The sequence below is a fragment of the Pseudomonas sp. FW507-12TSA genome, from assembly GCF_058781435.1.
Genome location: NZ_JBYSWT010000007.1, coordinates 44,788 through 62,437, shown reverse-complemented (window position 1 = coordinate 62,437; position 17,650 = coordinate 44,788). Strand labels below are relative to the sequence as shown.

12 protein-coding genes and 1 pseudogene are annotated in these 17,650 nt (G+C 63.0%); 12 read left to right on the top strand and 1 reads right to left on the bottom strand.

Going from position 1 to position 17,650, the window contains the following annotated elements; genetic code table 11:
- Positions 1-19 precede the first annotated feature (19 nt).
- From rpmE to AC3WK8_RS08970, 3 genes are all read left to right on the top strand, one after another.
- Positions 20-241, top strand: coding sequence for a 50S ribosomal protein L31 (gene rpmE, locus AC3WK8_RS08980; protein WP_011058815.1), 222 nt, complete (start codon positions 20-22; stop codon positions 239-241).
- Between the two features lie 41 nt (positions 242-282).
- Positions 283-1,068 carry a thermonuclease family protein gene (locus tag AC3WK8_RS08975; RefSeq protein WP_022639731.1) on the top strand — a complete coding sequence of 262 codons (786 nt, stop codon included), beginning with the start codon at positions 283-285 and terminating at the stop codon, positions 1,066-1,068.
- A 187-nt stretch (positions 1,069-1,255) separates the two neighbouring features.
- Entirely contained in the window at positions 1,256-2,524 is a 1,269-nt protein-coding gene (locus AC3WK8_RS08970; RefSeq protein ID WP_103324607.1) for a malic enzyme-like NAD(P)-binding protein, read from the top strand.
- A 112-nt stretch (positions 2,525-2,636) separates the two neighbouring features.
- Here AC3WK8_RS08970 and AC3WK8_RS08965 read toward each other — a convergent pair whose 3' ends face one another.
- The gene (locus AC3WK8_RS08965; RefSeq protein ID WP_371263449.1) at positions 2,637-5,069 is read right to left on the bottom strand and encodes a penicillin-binding protein 1A; all 2,433 of its coding nucleotides are present in this window, start codon (positions 5,067-5,069) and stop codon (positions 2,637-2,639) included.
- A 217-nt stretch (positions 5,070-5,286) separates the two neighbouring features.
- On the opposite strand from AC3WK8_RS08965, the gene pilM reads away from it, so the two are divergent.
- The 9 genes and pseudogenes from pilM (at position 5,287) to gltB (ending at position 17,602) form a co-directional block, all read left to right on the top strand.
- A complete protein-coding gene (gene pilM, locus AC3WK8_RS08960) occupies positions 5,287-6,339 on the top strand; it encodes a type IV pilus assembly protein PilM (protein WP_103324606.1) in 1,053 nt (350 codons plus the stop codon).
- Complete coding sequence (locus AC3WK8_RS08955) at positions 6,339-6,905, top strand: PilN domain-containing protein (RefSeq protein WP_085595652.1); 567 nt, start codon at positions 6,339-6,341, stop codon at positions 6,903-6,905. Before pilM ends, AC3WK8_RS08955 begins: the two co-directional genes overlap by 1 nt.
- Positions 6,902-7,525 carry a type IV pilus inner membrane component PilO gene (locus tag AC3WK8_RS08950; RefSeq protein WP_085595650.1) on the top strand — a complete coding sequence of 208 codons (624 nt, stop codon included), beginning with the start codon at positions 6,902-6,904 and terminating at the stop codon, positions 7,523-7,525. The genes AC3WK8_RS08955 and AC3WK8_RS08950 overlap by 4 nt, the downstream gene beginning before the upstream one ends.
- Positions 7,522-8,043, top strand: a complete 522-nt coding sequence (locus tag AC3WK8_RS08945; RefSeq protein WP_146043251.1) for a pilus assembly protein PilP — start codon at positions 7,522-7,524, stop codon at positions 8,041-8,043. Before AC3WK8_RS08950 ends, AC3WK8_RS08945 begins: the two co-directional genes overlap by 4 nt.
- Before the next feature lie 101 nt (positions 8,044-8,144).
- A pseudogene (locus tag AC3WK8_RS08940) lies at positions 8,145-9,440 on the top strand (type IV pilus secretin PilQ); the annotation flags it as partial.
- A 4-nt stretch (positions 9,441-9,444) separates the two neighbouring features.
- Positions 9,445-9,963 (top strand): shikimate kinase AroK, encoded by a 519-nt coding sequence (gene aroK, locus AC3WK8_RS08935; protein WP_053132472.1) that lies wholly within the window; start codon positions 9,445-9,447, stop codon positions 9,961-9,963.
- 145 nt (positions 9,964-10,108) lie between these two features.
- Positions 10,109-11,209 carry a 3-dehydroquinate synthase gene (gene aroB / locus AC3WK8_RS08930; RefSeq protein ID WP_103324604.1) on the top strand — a complete coding sequence of 367 codons (1,101 nt, stop codon included), beginning with the start codon at positions 10,109-10,111 and terminating at the stop codon, positions 11,207-11,209.
- Positions 11,210-11,218: 9 nt separating this feature from the next.
- Positions 11,219-12,805 (top strand): AAA family ATPase, encoded by a 1,587-nt coding sequence (locus tag AC3WK8_RS08925; protein ID WP_103324603.1) that lies wholly within the window; start codon positions 11,219-11,221, stop codon positions 12,803-12,805.
- Positions 12,806-13,153: 348 nt separating this feature from the next.
- On the top strand, positions 13,154-17,602 hold the full coding sequence (gltB, locus tag AC3WK8_RS08920; RefSeq protein WP_103324602.1) for a glutamate synthase large subunit: 4,449 nt from the start codon (positions 13,154-13,156) through the stop codon (positions 17,600-17,602).
- Positions 17,603-17,650: the final 48 nt, after the last annotated feature.

Below are 17,650 nucleotides of genomic sequence, written 5' to 3'. Positions count from 1 at the left end.
CTAGCCTGAGGAATTCATCATGAAAGCCGATATCCATCCAGTATACGAAGCCATTACCGCTACTTGCAGCTGCGGTAACGTCATCGAAACTCGCTCCACCCTGGCCAAGCCTCTGAGCCTGGACGTGTGCAACGAGTGCCACCCGTTCTACACCGGTAAGCAGAAGACTCTGGACGTTGGCGGTCGTGTCGACAAGTTCAAGTCGCGCTTCGGTGCTTTCGGCGCAACGAAAAAGGCCTGAGGCTGATCGTTCTGGAAAGCCGATACCGACTTTCCTCGCTGATGAAAAAGGCGTCCCTGGTGGGCGCCTTTTTTGTGCCTGCGATTTGGCTGACAGCTGCCCAGGCATTCTGCCCGGCACCCGTGCCGGCGACCGTGGTTCCTGCGAGCGTGCTGCGGGTGGTGGATGGCGACACCTTGCGCCTCAAGGACGGCCGCAGCGTACGCATGATCGGTCTCAACGCGCCGGAACTGGCCAGGGGCGGGCGCAAGGCCGAGCCGCTGGCGATAGCGGCGCGCCGGCGCCTGGAGCAACTGGTGGCGCAGAGCGGTGGTCGGGTCGGCCTGGTCCTCGGGCGCGAGCGGCATGATCGCTATGGCCGGACCCTGGCTCACGTCTATGGAGCCAGCGGCCTCAATTTCGAGTCCCGGTTGATCGCCGAGGGGCTCGCCTATCGCATTGCCCTGGCGCCGAATGTCGCACTGGTCGCCTGCCAGCAGGCCGCCGAAGACCACGCGCGCCGGGCCCGGCTTGGATTATGGCGGCAATCACCTGTACTGAAAGCGGAGCAGATCCGTGCCCCGGGGTTTGCCTTGCTCTCTGGGCGGGTGAGCAAGGTCGAGCACAATCGCAGTGGGGTTTGGATCACATTGCACGGCTCGGTTGTATTGCGCATTGCCCCCAATATCCGGGACGGCTTCGCCCCTGGGCGGCTCAAGCGCCTTGCAGGACGGCGGGTCGAGGCTCGTGGCTGGGTGGTGGAGCGGCGCCGCCAGGGCGCTTCCCGGTCTGTCGGCGCGCGCTGGATGATCTCGCTGAAGGACCCCTCGATGCTCAGGATTCCCTGAAACCGAGAAAATTGTAGACATTTTTCAATTGAATTGTGAACAGTCGAAAGCCTTGTGGGCTGCGGTTCTTGGCCCAAAGTCGTAGGCTACGGGCCTTGACAGGGGTGACTGGGCAGTCTTGTGGGGACTATGCGACACGGGTATCCTCGGCGGTCCGTCTGTCCAACAGTAAAAGCGGAATGCCCACATGTCTGATTTGAAAACTGCCGCTCTCGAATATCATGCCAATCCTCGCCCAGGGAAGCTGAGTGTCGAGCTCACCAAGGCCACTGCTACCGCTCGCGACCTGGCGCTGGCCTACAGCCCTGGCGTAGCCGAACCGGTACGTGAGATCGCTCGCGATCCGGAACTGGCCTACAAGTACACCGGCAAAGGCAACCTGGTTGCCGTCATTTCCGATGGCACCGCTATTCTCGGCCTGGGTAACCTCGGCCCGCTGGCCTCCAAGCCGGTGATGGAAGGCAAGGGCGTGCTGTTCAAGCGTTTCGCCGGCATCGACGTGTTCGACATCGAAGTCGATGCCGAAAGCCCGCAAGCCTTCATCGACACCGTCAAGCGCATCTCCATCACCTTCGGCGGTATCAACCTGGAAGACATCAAGGCGCCGGAGTGCTTCGAGATCGAGCGCGCCCTGATCGAACAGTGCGATATCCCGGTATTCCATGATGACCAGCACGGTACCGCCATCGTGACCGCGGCCGGCATGATCAATGCCCTGGAAATCGCCGGCAAGACCCTGGCCGAAGCCAAGATCGTCTGCCTGGGCGCCGGCGCTGCCGCCATCTCCTGCATGAAGCTGCTGGTAAGCATGGGCGCGCAGATCGAGAACATCTTCATGGTCGACCGTACCGGTGTGATCCACTCCGGCCGTGACGACCTGAACCAGTACAAGGCGGTGTTCGCCCACGCTACCGACAAGCGCACCCTGACTGACGCCCTGCAAGGTGCCGACGTGTTCGTGGGCCTGTCCGGCCCGAACCTGCTGAGCCCTGAAGGCCTGAAGTCCATGGCGCCGAACCCGATCGTGTTCGCCTGCTCCAACCCTGATCCAGAGATCGCCCCGGAACTGGCCCGTGCCACCCGTGACGACGTGATCATGGCTACCGGCCGTTCGGACTACCCGAACCAGGTGAACAACGTACTGGGCTTCCCGTTCATCTTCCGTGGCGCCCTGGACGTTCGCGCCAAGCGCATCAACGAAGAGATGAAGATCGCCGCCGCCAACGCCCTGCGCGAACTGGCCAAGCTGCCGGTGCCACAGGAAGTCTGCGACGCCTACGGCGGCATCAAGCTGGAATACGGCCGTGAATACATCATTCCGAAGCCTATGGATGCCCGCCTGATCACCGTGATCTCCGATGCCGTGGCCAAGGCCGCCATCGAGACTGGCGTAGCTACCCTGCCATATCCGAAGAACTACCCGCTGAAAAGCGTGAACGACGTGTTCAACGGCTAATTGCAGCCCATAAAAAACCCGGCCATCGAGCCGGGTTTTTTTATGGGGAAGTTTCAAGCCTCAAGCTGCAAGGGTTCCTTGTCGCTTGAGGCTCGTAGCTTGCGCCGCTGTTCTAGAACAGGTCGATCGGTGCCGCCTCGTCCGCAGGCAACGGGCTGCCAGGAGCGACGCCATTGCCCAGTTCGTTGACCGAGGGCGGGGTGTCCTCGCTCTTGAACAGCTCGAAGTAGGCGTTCGGCGTGCCCGGAGCGGCTGCACGGCCGCTGACCGGGTCGACCCGCAGGCTGAGGATGCCTTCCGGCTCGGCCAGGGTATGCGGCGGCTTGCCCTTGAGGGCCGCGCCCATGAAGTTCATCCAGATCGGCAGGGCCACGGTGCCGCCGTACTCGCGACGTCCCAGGCTCTCGGGTTGATCGAAGCCGGTCCAGACGGTGGTCACGTAGTCGGCGTTGTAGCCGGAGAACCAGGCATCCTTGGATTCGTTGGTGGTACCGGTCTTGCCGGCCAGGTCCGAACGGCCCAGGGCCAGGGCGCGGCGGCCGGTGCCCAGCTTGATCACGTCCTCGAGCATGCTGTTGAGGATGTAGGCGGTGCGTCCGTCGATTACCCGTTCGGCCACGGCCGGGGCTTGCACTGCCGGTTGCTGTGGATTCTCGCCGGCCACGGTATTGATCGTGAAGTTGTGCTCCGGCGCGGCGATGCCGCTGCTGGTGGAGTCGCCATTGGGGACGCTGGGCGGGTTGGCGCTGAACAGCAACTCGCCGTTGCGGCTTTCGATCTTGTCGATGATATAGGGCGCGATCTTGTAGCCGCCGTTGGCAAAGGTGCTCCAGCCGGTAGCGATCTCCATCGGCGTCAGGGTCGCGGTGCCCAGGGCCAGGGACAGGTTGCGCGGCAGGTCCTGCTTGTTGAAGCCGAACTTGCTGATGTAGTCGATGGTGCGGTCCACGCCCATGCTTTGCAGCAGGCGGATCGACACCAGGTTGCGCGACTTGTACAGCGCTTCACGCATGCGGATCGGGCCGAGGAAGGTATTGGTGTCGTTCTTCGGCCGCCAGACCTTGTCCAGGTACTCGTCGACGAACACGATCGGTGCGTCGTTCACCAGGCTGGCGGGGGTGTAGCCATTGTCCAGGGCAGCGCTGTAGATGAAAGGCTTGAAGCTGGAGCCGGGCTGGCGCTTGGCCTGCATCGCACGGTTGTAGTTGCTCTGCTCGAAGGCGAAGCCGCCGACCAGGGCGCGAATCGCCCCGTTCTGCGGGTCCAGGGTCACCAGGGCGCCCTGGGCGACCGGGATCTGGCTGAACTTCAGCGAGTCGTCCGCCTGGCGCTGTACCCGTACCAGGTCGCCGACCTGGGCTACGTCCGCCGGCTGGCGCGGAACGGCGCCCATGCTATTGGTATTGAGGAACGGCCGGGCCCATTTCATGGTGTCCCAAGCCACATGTTCCTGGCCGTTGCGCGTCAGCACCTGGATGCCGTTCTTCTCGACCTGGGTAACGATCGCCGGCTCCAGGCCGCTGATGGTCCGCTGCTTGGTCAGCTCGTTGGCCCAGGCGGCCTGGGTCTTGCCGGGCAGGCGCGATTCCGGTCCGCGGTAGCCGTGGCGCTGGTCATAGGTCATCAACCCTTCATGAACGGCGGTGTTGGCCATTTCCTGCAGGTCGCTGGGCACCGTGGTGGTGACCCGGAAACCCTCGGTATAGGCGTCGCTGCCATAGCGTCCGACCATTTCGGCCCGGGCCATTTCCGCGATGTAGGGGGCGTTAACCTCCGGAGTCGGAACGTGATAGCTAGCGTTGAGCGGTTCGTTGACCGCCTCGGTGTAGTCCGCTTCGCTGATCTTGCCCAGCTTGTACATGCGCCCCAGGATCCAGTCGCGGCGCTCCTTGCTGCGCGCCGGGTTGGCCAGGGGGTTGAAGCGTGAAGGCGCCTTGGGCAGGCCGGCGATCATCGCCATCTGCGCCAGGCTCACTTCCCGGATGGATTTGCCGTAGTACACCTGGGCTGCCGCCTCGATGCCGTAGGCGCGGTTGCCCAGGTAGATCTTGTTGACGTAGAGCTCGAGGATCTCGTCCTTGGTCAACTGTCGCTCGATCTGCAAGGCCAGGAGGATTTCCGTGGTCTTGCGCGAGAAGCTGCGTTCGCTGGTGAGGAAGAAGTTCTTCGCTACCTGCATGGTGATGGTGCTGCCGCCGGACTGGATATGTCCGCTCTTGACCAATTGGGTCGCGGCCCGCATCAGGCTGCTGGGATCAACTCCGTAATGGTTAGCGAAGTTGTCGTCTTCAGCACTTAGTAACGCATTGATGAAGTTAGGCGGAATTTCGGCGAAACGGATAGGAGTACGGCGCATCTCGCCGAATTCCGCGATCAACTTGCCGTCGCTGCTGTACACCCGCAGGGGAATCTGCAACTGGATGCTTCTCAGGGCCTCTACCGAAGGCAAGCCAGGACTAAGATAGAGAAACGCACCGGAGAGGGCGAGGAGCAGCCCGCAGAATACCGCTACGATGGACCACCCGAAAAACTTCAGCAGACGAATCAAGGCTTTTGGATTTCCAGAGAAAGGAATGAATTAGGCGTCGGGGTATCTACGGTCATCAGGACCGACCCACGCAGCGGGTAACCGCGGAAAAAAACGCGGGCATTATAAGCATTTTCCGCCCAGAGCGTCATTTGACCGTCTGTCAAGATGCGACGATCGAGCGCACTGCGGCCCAAGGAATCCGTAAGTTACGGATAGTCATAAGGAATTGGTCGTGCTTGGACTATTCAGCAGAAAGCCGGGTTCCCTGGTGGGAATCGATATCCAGTCGACGGCGGTGATGCTCCTGGCCTTGAGTCGCCAGGGCCCGGGCTACCGGGTCGAGGCCTATGCCCGGGAACCCCTGCCGCCTGGGGTGGTGCAGGAACCCTTGATCGTCGACCCCGAGGCCCTGGCCGAGGCCCTATCCCGTGTTTGGCTAAAAAGTGCTACCGACCTGCGCAACGTTGCGGTGGCGCTACCTGGTGAAGTGGTGATCAGCAAGCTGATCGAGATGCCGGCCGGGCTATCGGAGCAGGAGCTGGAAAGCCAGGTCGCCCTGGAGGCCGAGCAGTACATCCCCTACCCGTTGGAAGACGTAGCCATCGATTTCGAAGTGCGAGGGCCTGTGCCTGGCAACTCACCGCGCAACCATGTGCTGCTGGTGGCATGCCACAACGAGCATGTCGAATCCCTGGTCTCGGCACTGGCCCTGGTTGATCTCAGGGTCCAGGTGGTGGAAACCCAGCCCCTGGCCCTGGAGCGTTGCCTGGCGCTGCTGGGCAGCAGCCAACCCCTTGCAGCGACCCTGGCCCTGTTCGATATCGGCCTGGATCGCAGCACCTTCAAGGTGATGCAAGGGCAACGAGTCATCCATGGCCACGAGCAGCCGTTCGGTAGCCGACAACTGTTGGATGACCTGCAAGGGCATGGGTTGACGCTGGACGAGGCATTGCTGGCCCAACGCCAGGAGTGTTTGCCCCAAGACTGCATTGGCGAGGTGCTGCGTGCTTTCGAGGGGGAACTTGTGCATCAGGCGACCCGTTCGTTACAACAGTTCGCCGGTTCACCCCAGCGACGCCAGGTTGACTTGTTGCTGCTGGCGGGGAGCGCCAGTCGCCTCCATGGCCTGGCGCTTTGCGTGGAGCAGTCCCTGGCTGTGGCTACCTGTATCGCCAATCCTTTTCGTGACATGTCCAGCGGTGCCAGGGTGGATGCCCGGGCGCTCGCCGACCAGGCGCCGAGCTTGCTGCTCGCCTGCGGCCTGGCCTTGAGAGGAGTGCACTGATGTCCCGGATCAACCTGCTGCCCTGGCGTGAAGCTTCGCGGGAACTGCGTCGTCGGCGGTTCTTCCAGGTGCTGGCGGCGATGGTGGTGTTGGGGGGCGCGGTGATCCTGCTGGCGGACGCCTATATCTCCCGGGTGGTCGAGCGGCTGCATCTGCGCAACCAGTATCTGCAGCAGGTGGTGGCAAGTCAGGACGATCGTATCGCCAGCCTTCACGAGCTCAAGTCGCAGCGCCAGGAGCTTCTCGAGCGCATGAAGAACATCGAGGAGTTGCAGGGCAACCGTTCGTCCGGAGTGCAGATATTCGAGCAACTGGCCCGTAGCTTGCCTGATGGCGTTTATCTCACCGATGTCGAGCAACGGGGGCGGAGCCTGGATATCAGCGGCGCAGCCGAATCCAACGAGCGGGTTTCCGAATTGCTGCGCAACCTGCAGTTCGCCGAGGGTTTTACTGTCCCTGAGCTGGGTGAGGTCCGGCATGCCGCAGATGGGGAGCCGGGCTTGTCCAACCGGTTTCGGCTCAAGGTGCAGCAAGTACCGGTGTCATCGCTGGATTCGGGGCCGTGAGTCGTTGGTCATGGTGGGATCGTGTGCGCTATACCGATCTGCGGGCGCTGGCATCCGATAGCCCCGGCGATTGGCCGGGGGCGTTCAGGGCGTTGCTGGCGATTCTGCTCCTCTTGGCGGTGTTGCTGGCGGGCCGCGGCTTTTATCTGGCAGCAGGGTTGGAGCGGGTGGAGCAGTTGCGGCACAAGGAAGCCCGGCTCAAGGAGCAGGTCGCGGGCAAAGTCCGCGAGGGGGCTGGCCTGGAGGCTTATCGCCAGCAGCTGTTGCTCATGCAGGGCGAGTTTCAGCGTTGGCTGCAACTGTTTCCCGCTAGCGCAGAGGCTCCGGGCTTGCTGGAAGACATCAGTCGAGTGGGGCTGGATGTCGGCCTGGATTTCGAGGAGATCCGGCCGCAGCCGGAGCAACCCTGGCAGTTCCTGGTGCAGTTGCCGATTCAGCTCACGGTTACCGGTGCTTATCACGACCTGGCGATTTTCGTCGGCGGTCTTGCGGCCCTGCCACGGGTCCTCACTGTGCACGATATCCGGATCGCGCCGCTGGATGCCGCCGACCCGGTGCGCTTGAGAATGCGGCTGGAGGCGCGGGCCTACAAATATTCAGGCCCGCAGGCGAGTTCGTGAGGGGCACTCGCTGGCTGCTGCCTGGTGTGATCTGGGTGAGCCTGCCGGGATGTGGGCCAGAGGCTGGATTTCCCGATCTGGATGCCTACCTGGAAACCCTGCGGGGGCAGGCTGCGAACCGGATCGAACCGGCCTCCACCATTCGCGCCTTCCCGACGCTTGGCTACGGTGCCGGTGCGCTGCGCAGTCCATTCCAGGCGCCGTTGGCCACCTCGCTTGCCGGCCGGGGTGCGGTAGGCGGTTGGTCCGATCCTGGGCGGGTTCGCGGACCGCTCGAGGCCTTCGATCTCGAGCAACTGCAAATGGTCGGGACCTTGTCCGGTAATGCCGGGAGCTTCGTCCTGCTGCGCGCAGGCGATGCGGTACATCGGCTGCGGATAGGTGACTACCTGGGGCGCGATCAGGGACGGATCGTGGCCATCGACGAATCATGGGTGAAGGTGCTGGAAATCGTGCCCGACGGTTCGGGAGGCTGGTTGGACCGACCACGGACCCTGGCGCTGAAGCCCCATTCTTGAATGGAGTCAGGATGATGAACAGGGCTGTGCCTGCCTGTGGTGTAGTGCTGTGGATAACGTTGCTGGCGCCATGGGTGAGTGCAGGTGAGCCAAGGCCTGCCGATGGACGCCAGGTGGTCGGTGCCAGGCCTGCGACCGGGAGCCCGGCCTACGGTGGCGACAAGCTGTCTTTGAATTTCCAGGATATCGAGGTGCGATCGGTGCTGCAGTTGATCGCCGATTTCACGGGGCTCAACCTGGTGGCCAGCGATACGGTGCAGGGCAGTATCACCCTGCGCCTGAAAGGCGTGCCCTGGGACCAGGCCCTGGACCTGGTGCTCAAGACCAAGGGCTTGGATCAGCGCCGGGTCGGCAACGTGTTGTTGGTGGCTCCGGCTGAAGAGATCGCCGCCCGTGAGTTGCAGGAGCTGGAATCGCAAAAGCAGTTGGAGGACCTGACGCCCTTGCGTCGGGAGCTGTTGCAGGTCAACTACGCCAGGGCCGCCGACATCGCCAGGCTGTTCCAGTCGGTGACCGGCAGCGAGGAGCGGATTGGCGAGCGTGGGTCCATCAGTGTCGATGAGCGCACCAACAACATCATTGCCTACCAGAACCAGGAGCGCCTCGACGAGTTGCGGCGCATCGTCACCCAACTGGACGTTCCGGTACGCCAGGTGATGATCGAGGCGCGCATCGTCGAGGCCAACGTCGACTATGACAAGGGCCTGGGTACGCGCTGGGGCGGTTCGTTGCAGAACCGAGGGAGCTGGAAACTGCCCGGTGCCGGCGGCTCTCCGACCAGCGGTCTTGGCGGTGGCAGCGACTCGCCGTTCGTCGACCTGGGTGTCGTCGGCCGGACTTCCGGCATGGGCATCGCCTATATCTCCGACAACCTGCTGCTGGATCTGGAGCTGACGGCGATGGAGAAGAGCGGCAACGGCGAAATCATCTCCCAGCCAAAAGTGGTCACTTCCGACAAAGAGACCGCCAGGATCCTCAAGGGCACCGAGATTCCCTATCAGGAGGCCAGTTCCAGCGGTGCGACTTCGGTTTCGTTCAAGGAGGCTTCGCTGTCCTTGGAGGTTACGCCGCAGATCACCCCGGACGACCGGGTGGTCATGGAGGTCAAGGTCACCAAGGATGAGCCGGACTACTTGAACAAGGTCCAGGACGTTCCGCCTATCCGCAAGAATGAAGTCAATGCCAAGGTTCTGGTGCGTGACGGGCAAACCATTGTCATCGGCGGCGTTTTTTCCAATACGCAGAGCAAGGTTGTAGATAAAGTGCCATTTCTGGGCGATGTGCCGTATCTTGGCCGCCTTTTCCGGCGAGACGTGGTGTCAGAGAAGAAATCCGAGCTGCTGGTGTTTCTCACTCCGCGTATCATGAACAACCAGGCGATTGCTGCGAGTCATTGATTCTGTGCGAAATTTGATTCTTGTTGGGCCAATGGGGGCTGGAAAAAGCACCATCGGCCGCTTGCTGGCCAAAGAGTTGCGCCTGCCATTCAAAGATTCCGATAAGGAAATTGAACTGCGCACAGGCGCGAATATCCCGTGGATCTTCGACAAGGAAGGCGAGCCGGGTTTTCGCGACCGTGAGCAGGCGATGATCGCCGAGTTGTGCAGCACCGATGGCGTAGTACTGGCCACTGGTGGTGGTGCTGTGATGCGCGATGCCAATCGTCGGGCGTTGCATGCCGGCGGACGAGTGGTGTACCTGCATGCTTCGGTGGAGCAACAGGTCGGACGGACCGCCCGGGATCGCAATCGCCCCTTGTTGCGTACCGCCGATCCGGCCAAGACGCTGCGCGACCTGCTGGAGATCCGCGATCCGCTTTATCGGGAAATCGCCGACCTGGTGGTAGAAACCGATGAGCGGCCACCGCGATTGGTGGTGCTGGACATCCTCGAGCGCCTGCAGCAGCTGCCTCCCCGTTAATACGCCGGATGAAATGCGCTATTCTCGGCGTCGCGCCAGACCGCCAAGGTGTGGCGCAGAGCTATCGGGCCGCGTCAGATGACCAGGCGAGGCCCATCGTCAATGCAAGGCACAATGCCTGCTTCCATCTTCTCTGTGGGGACACATGCAGACACTTAAGGTCGATCTAGGCGAGCGCAGCTACCCGATCCACATCGGTGAAGGATTGTTGGACCGGCCCGAGCTGCTGGTGCCGCACATCGCCGGGCGGCAAGTGGCGATCATTTCCAATGAAACCGTCGCGCCGCTGTACCTTGAGCGTCTGACCCGTGCCCTGGCGCAGTTTTCGGTGATCTCGGTGGTCTTGCCCGATGGCGAGGCCTACAAGAACTGGGAAACCCTGCAGTTGATCTTCGATGGCCTGCTGACTGCACGCCACGACCGCCGTACCACCGTCATCGCCCTCGGTGGCGGAGTGATCGGCGACATGGCCGGGTTTGCCGCAGCCTGCTACCAGCGTGGTGTCGACTTCATCCAGATCCCTACCACCTTGCTGTCCCAGGTCGACTCCTCGGTGGGTGGCAAGACTGGCATCAACCACCCGCTGGGCAAGAACATGGTCGGCGCCTTCTACCAGCCGAACGTGGTGCTGATCGATACCACCAGCCTCAAGACCCTGCCGAGCCGCGAGCTGTCGGCGGGCCTGGCGGAGGTGATCAAGTACGGCCTGATCTGCGACGAGCCGTTCCTCACCTGGCTGGAAGAAAACGTCGATCGCCTGCGGGCCCTGGATCCGCAGGCACTGACCTACGCCATCGAACGCTCCTGCGCGGCCAAGGCCGCAGTGGTGGGTGCCGATGAACGCGAGTCGGGCGTGCGCGCCACCCTCAATCTCGGCCACACCTTCGGCCATGCCATCGAGACCCACATGGGCTATGGCGTGTGGTTGCACGGCGAGGCCGTGGCGGCTGGCACCGTGATGGCCCTGGAGATGTCGTCGCGCCTGGGCTGGATCAGCGCGCAGGAGCGTGATCGCGGCATCGCCCTGTTCCAGCGCGCCGGCCTCCCGGTCATTCCGCCCGAGGAGATGACCGAGGCCGATTTTCTCGAACACATGGCAATAGACAAGAAAGTGATCGATGGTCGTTTGCGCCTGGTACTGCTGCGCCGCATGGGCGAAGCCGTAGTGACCGACGACTATCCGAAAGAGGTTCTACAGGCCACGCTGGGAGCGGACTACCGCGCCCTGGCTCAGCTTAAAGGTTGATAGATTCCGATGACTAGTTTGCATGCGGACGAGGCATTCCTCGGCCATTACCAGTTGAGTCACGACCCCTTCGCTCCTCGGGTCCCCGGCTTCAAGTTCTTCCCTGCCCAGCGCAAGCCCGTGCTGGGGCAACTGCACCATCTGGCCCGCTACAGCCAGCTGCTGCTGGTGGTCACCGGCCCCCAGGGCAGCGGCAAGACCCTGTTGCGCCAGGCGCTGGTCGCCAGCACCAACAAGCAATCGGTTCAGAGCGTGGTGGTTTCCGCCCGTGGCGCCGGCGATGCCGCCGGTGTACTGCGCCAGGTGGCCCAGGCGCTGAACGTGGCCCAGGCCGAGATCGGCGCGATCCTGGCCCAGGTGGTGCAACTGGCCCTGACCGGCCAGGAGGTCTACCTGCTGGTGGACGATGCCGAGCAGCTCGACGAGTCCGCGCTCGAGGCGCTGCTGGCGCTGGCGGCGGGCGCCCCGGAAGGTCGTCCCCATGTCTTCCTGTTCGGCGAGTCGTCGCTGATCGCGGCGCTGGACCAGTTCAGCACCGACCAGGAGCGCTTCCACGTCATCGAACTGCAGCCCTACACCGAGGAAGAAACCCGGGAATACCTGGCGCAGCGCCTCGAGGGCGCGGGGCAGGGCATCGAACTTTTCTCCGCAGATCAGATCAGTGATATTCACGAAAGCTCCGATGGCTGGCCGGGCAACATCAACCAGGTCGCCAGGGATGCGATGATCGAAGCAATGATCGCCAGCCGCTCTGCGATAAAGCGTCCAAGTATGGGGTTCAACATGCCTAAGAAACACGTATTGGCCATTTCCGCGGTAGTGGTTGTGGCCGTAGCGGCAGCCTGGCTGATGCCTGGGCGCGGCAAGGCGCCTGCAACCGGCACGCCGGCCAACGAGCAGGCGCAACTGCCGCTGGGACAGGCGTCCAATGCCAATGGCGGCCCGGCTGTAGAGTTCGCCGGTTCGTCGCAACCGATGCCACTGCCGCTGGTCGGCCAGTCGCAACCGGTCATGCGTGGGCCTCTGGCCGAAGCCGCAGGTGGCATCACCGAAGGCGACGATGGGGTGCCTGTGCCGGGTTCGAGCGCCGTTCCACCAACGGTAACGACGACTGCACCGCCGGCTGGCGTACCGGCTGGCCCGGCCGCCACTCCGGCGCCACGTCCTACTCCAGCTCCAGCACCGACCCAGGTGGCCGCCGCCAAGCCAGCCCCAGCGCCCAAGCCTGTGGAGAAGCCTGTGGCCGCCAAGCCTGCTCCGGCCGCCAAGCCGGCCGATAAACCACTCACCGTGGCCAAGGCTGCCACCGGTGGCAGCTGGTACGCCGGCCAGGCGCCTGGCAACTACGTGGTGCAGATCCTGGGTACCAGCTCGGAAGCCACCGCGCAGAACTTCGTCAAGGAACAGGGCGGCGAGTACCGCTACTTCAAGAAAGTCCTCAACGGCAAGCCGCTGTATGTGATCACCTACGGCAACTTCGCAAGCCGCGATGCAGCGGTCAGCGCTATCAAATCCTTGCCAGCGAAGGTTCAGGCTGGTAAACCTTGGCCTCGCACTGTCGCCAGCGTTCAACAAGAACTCGCAACAGCCCGCTGAAGATTCGGCGGCCTTACCCAGGCCGCCTCTCCAGGCAACCTCAAATTTCCGCATCAGCATGCTGCCCTACAGGCCGCGTGCTTTGTGGTGTCTGCGTCACAGTAGTTTTTGAGTCGCTGCAGTCAAAGACAAAACTTTTTGACTAGCACAGCGTATCGCTTTAAAACGTTCATAAATGCGACATGAATTTGCGGCAGATCGTCGTTAAATTTGTGGGGTTATGTGTCGGTGTGTACAATGACCTCCCTTTTGCCCCTGCAAAGTCGGCGTACGTTCGACGTGGAAGGTAACAGGTTGAATTGAAAAGAAATTTGTCTCGAAGAGAGGCAGCCTGGTGAGAAAGTGTCTATGAAAGCAGGTCTGTACCAACCCGATGAATTTAAGGATAACTGTGGTTTCGGCCTGATCGCCCATATGCAGGGCGAACCCAGTCATACCCTGTTGAAAACGGCCATCGAGGCCCTGACCTGTATGACCCACCGCGGTGGGATCAACGCGGACGGCAAGACCGGCGACGGTTGCGGTCTGCTGATACAAAAACCCGACCTGTTCCTGCGCGCTGTCGCCAAGGAGCACTTCGGGACCGACCTGCCCAAGCAGTACGCCGTGGGCATGGTGTTCTTCAACCAGGATCCGGCCAAGGCCGAAGCTGCGCGGGAAAACATGAACCGCGAGATCCTGGCCGCCGGCCTGCAACTGCTGGGCTGGCGCAAGGTGCCGATCGACACCAGTGTGCTCGGGCGCCTGGCCCTTGAGCGCCTGCCGCACATCGAGCAAGTATTCATCGGCGGTGAAGGCCTGAGCGACCAGGACTTCGCCATCAAGCTGTTCAGCTCTCGCCGTCGTTCCTCGGTGGCCAACGCCGCCGACACCGACCACTACATCTGCAGCTTTTCCCACAAGACCATCATCTATAAAGGCCTGATGATGCCGGCGGACCTCGCCGCCTTCTATCCAGACCTGGGCGATCCGCGCCTGCAGACCGCGATTTGCGTGTTCCACCAGCGCTTCTCCACCAACACCCTGCCGAAGTGGCCGCTGGCGCAGCCCTTCCGCTTCCTCGCCCACAACGGCGAGATCAACACCATCACCGGCAACCGTAACTGGGCGGTGGCGCGGCGTACCAAGTTCGCCAACGACCTGATCCCCGACCTGGAAGAGCTGGGGCCGCTGGTCAACCGCGTGGGTTCCGACTCCTCGAGCATGGACAACATGCTGGAGCTGATGGTCACCGGTGGTATCGACCTGTTCCGTGGCGTGCGCATGATCATTCCGCCGGCCTGGCAGAACGTCGAGACCATGGACGCCGACCTGCGCGCCTTCTACGAATACAACTCCATGCACATGGAGCCCTGGGACGGCCCGGCCGGCGTGGTCATGACCGATGGTCGCCATGCCGTCTGCCTGCTGGACCGCAACGGCCTGCGCCCGGCGCGTTGGGTCACCACCAGGAACGGCTTCATCACCCTGGCCTCGGAAATCGGCGTCTGGAACTACCAGCCCGAGGACGTGATCGCCAAGGGCCGGGTCGGTCCGGGGCAGATCTTCGCCGTGGACACCGAGACCGGGCAGATCCTCGACACCGACGCCATCGACAACCGTCTCAAGTCCCGTCATCCGTACAAGCAATGGCTGCGCAAGAATGCCCTGCGCATCCAGGCCACCATGGAAGACAACGACCACGGCTCGGCCTTCTACGACGTCGACCAGCTCAAGCAGTACATGAAGATGTACCAGGTCACCTTCGAAGAGCGTGACCAGGTGCTGCGGCCGTTGGGCGAGCAGGGCTACGAGGCGGTAGGCTCCATGGGCGACGACACGCCGATGGCCGTGCTGTCCCAGCGCGTGCGCACCCCCTACGACTACTTCCGCCAGCAGTTCGCCCAGGTCACCAACCCGCCGATCGACCCGCTGCGCGAAGCCATCGTCATGTCCCTGGAGATCTGCCTCGGTGCCGAGCGCAACATCTTCCAGGAATCCCCCGAGCATGCCTCGCGGGTAATCCTCAGCTCGCCGGTGATCTCCCCGGCCAAGTGGCGTTCGCTGATGAACCTGGAGCGCCCGGGTTTCGAGCGCCAGATCATCGACCTCAACTATGACGAGAGCGTCGGCCTGGAAGCGGCGATCCGCAATGTCGCCGACCAGGCTGAGGAAGCCGCCCGGGCCGGCCGCACCCAGATCGTCCTGAGCGACCGCCATATCGCCCCGGGCAAGCTGCCGATCCATGCGTCCCTGGCCACCGGCGCGGTGCATCACCGCCTGACCGAGAAGGGCCTGCGCTGCGACTCCAACATCCTGGTGGAAACCGCCACTGCCCGCGATCCGCATCACTTCGCGGTGCTGATCGGCTTTGGCGCCTCGGCGGTCTATCCGTTCCTGGCCTACGAAGTGCTGGGCGACCTGATCCGTACCGGCGAGGTGCTGGGCGACCTCTACGAGGTGTTCAAGAACTACCGCAAGGGCATTACCAAGGGCCTGCTGAAGATCCTGTCGAAGATGGGCATCTCCACCATCACGTCCTACCGTGGTGCGCAGTTGTTCGAAGCCATCGGCCTGTCCGAAGAGGTCTGCGACCTGAGCTTCCGTGGGGTACCGAGCCGGATCAAGGGTGCGCGTTTCGTCGATATCGAGGCCGAGCAGAAGGCCCTGGCCGCCGAAGCCTGGAGCCCGCGCAAGCCGATCCAGCAAGGCGGCCTCTTGAAGTTCGTCCATGGCGGCGAATACCACGCCTACAACCCGGATGTGGTCAACACCCTGCAAGCCGCGGTGCAACAGGGCGACTACGCCAAGTTCAAGGAGTACACCGCGCTGGTGGACAACCGCCCGGTGTCGATGATTCGCGACCTGTTCCAGGTCAAGACCCTGGAGCAGCCGCTGGACCTGGGCGAAGTCGAGCCCCTGGAAGCGATCCTCAAGCGTTTCGACTCTGCCGGCATCTCCCTCGGTGCGCTGTCGCCGGAGGCCCACGAGGCCCTGGCCGAGGCGATGAACCGCCTGGGCGCGCGCTCCAACTCCGGTGAGGGCGGTGAAGATCCGGCCCGCTACGGCACCATCAAGAGCTCGAAGATCAAGCAAGTGGCCACTGGCCGTTTCGGCGTGACCCCGGAATACCTGGTCAACGCCGAAGTGCTGCAGATCAAGGTGGCCCAGGGCGCCAAGCCCGGCGAGGGCGGCCAACTGCCCGGCGGCAAGGTCAACGGCCTGATCGCCAGGCTGCGCTACGCGGTTCCGGGTGTGACCCTGATCTCGCCTCCGCCGCACCACGACATCTACTCGATCGAAGACTTGTCGCAGCTGATTTTCGACCTCAAGCAGGTCAACCCCCAGGCACTGGTTTCGGTGAAGCTGGTGGCCGAGGCCGGGGTCGGCACCATCGCCGCCGGCGTGGCCAAGGCCTATGCCGACCTGATCACCATCTCCGGCTATGACGGTGGCACCGGCGCCTCGCCGCTGACCTCGATCAAGTACGCCGGCGCCCCATGGGAACTGGGCCTGGCCGAAACCCACCAGACCCTGCGCGGCAACGACCTGCGCGGCAAGGTCCGGGTGCAGACCGACGGCGGCCTCAAGACCGGCCTGGACGTGATCAAGGCGGCCATCCTCGGCGCCGAGAGCTTCGGCTTCGGCACTGCGCCGATGATCGCCCTGGGCTGCAAGTACCTGCGCATCTGCCACCTGAACAACTGCGCCACCGGCGTCGCCACCCAGAACGACAAGCTGCGCAAGGACCACTACATCGGCACCGTCGACATGGTGGTGAACTTCTTCACCTACGTGGCCGAGGAAACCCGCGAGTGGCTGGCCAGGCTGGGCGTGCGTTCGCTGCAAGAGCTGATCGGCCGTACCGACCTGCTCCAGGTGCTCGAAGGCCAGACCGCCAAGCAGCACCACCTGGACCTGACCCCGTTGCTGGGCAGCGACCACGTACCGGCGGACAAGCCGCAGTTCTGCCAGGTGGACCGCAACCCGCCGTTCGACCAGGGCCTGCTGGCCGAGAAGATGGTCGAGATGGCGCGCGCAGCCATCAACGACAAGAGCGGTGCCGAGTTCGAACTGGATATCTGCAACTGCGACCGGTCCATCGGCGCGCGGATTTCCGGCGAGATCGCCAAGGTCCACGGCAACCAGGGCATGGCCCAGGCGCCGATCACTTTCCGCTTCAAGGGCACTGCTGGCCAGAGCTTCGGCGTGTGGAACGCCGGCGGCCTGAACCTCTACCTGGAAGGCGACGCCAACGACTACGTGGGCAAGGGCATGACCGGCGGCAAGCTGGTGATCGTCCCGCCCCAGGGCAGCGCCTACAAGACCCAGGATAGTGCCATTGTCGGCAACACCTGCCTGTACGGCGCCACGGGCGGCAAGCTGTTCGCCGCCGGCACCGCGGGCGAGCGTTTCGCCGTACGCAACTCCGGTGCCCATACCGTGGTGGAAGGCACCGGCGATCACTGCTGCGAATACATGACCGGTGGTTTTGTCTGCGTCCTGGGCAAGACCGGCTACAACTTCGGCTCAGGCATGACGGGCGGCTTCGCCTACGTGCTGGACATGGACAACAGCTTCGTCGACAAGCTGAACCATGAACTGGTGGAGATCCAGCGGATCACCGGCGAGGCGATGGAGGCTTATCGCAGCCATCTTTCGCGCGTGCTGGGCGAGTACGTCGAGGAAACCGGTAGTGAATGGGGTCGTGAGCTCTGGGAAAACCTGGACGACTATGCGCGTCGCTTCTGGCTGGTCAAGCCGAAGGCGGCGAACCTGAAGAACCTGCTCTCCAGCACCCGGGCCAACCCGCAATAAAGCAGCTGCAAGTGGCGAGCCTCAAGCTGCAAGCGAAGCAGTACGAGG

Coding starts and splice junctions, on each gene's coding strand:
- rpmE (WP_011058815.1), top strand. CDS start 20: ATGAAAGCCGATATCCATCCAGTATACGAAGCCATTACCGCTACTTGC.
- AC3WK8_RS08925 (WP_103324603.1), top strand. CDS start 11,219: ATGACTAGTTTGCATGCGGACGAGGCATTCCTCGGCCATTACCAGTTG.
- AC3WK8_RS08975 (WP_022639731.1), top strand. CDS start 283: ATGAAAAAGGCGTCCCTGGTGGGCGCCTTTTTTGTGCCTGCGATTTGG.
- AC3WK8_RS08955 (WP_085595652.1), top strand. CDS start 6,339: ATGTCCCGGATCAACCTGCTGCCCTGGCGTGAAGCTTCGCGGGAACTG.
- gltB (WP_103324602.1), top strand. CDS start 13,154: ATGAAAGCAGGTCTGTACCAACCCGATGAATTTAAGGATAACTGTGGT.
- aroB (WP_103324604.1), top strand. CDS start 10,109: ATGCAGACACTTAAGGTCGATCTAGGCGAGCGCAGCTACCCGATCCAC.
- AC3WK8_RS08970 (WP_103324607.1), top strand. CDS start 1,256: ATGTCTGATTTGAAAACTGCCGCTCTCGAATATCATGCCAATCCTCGC.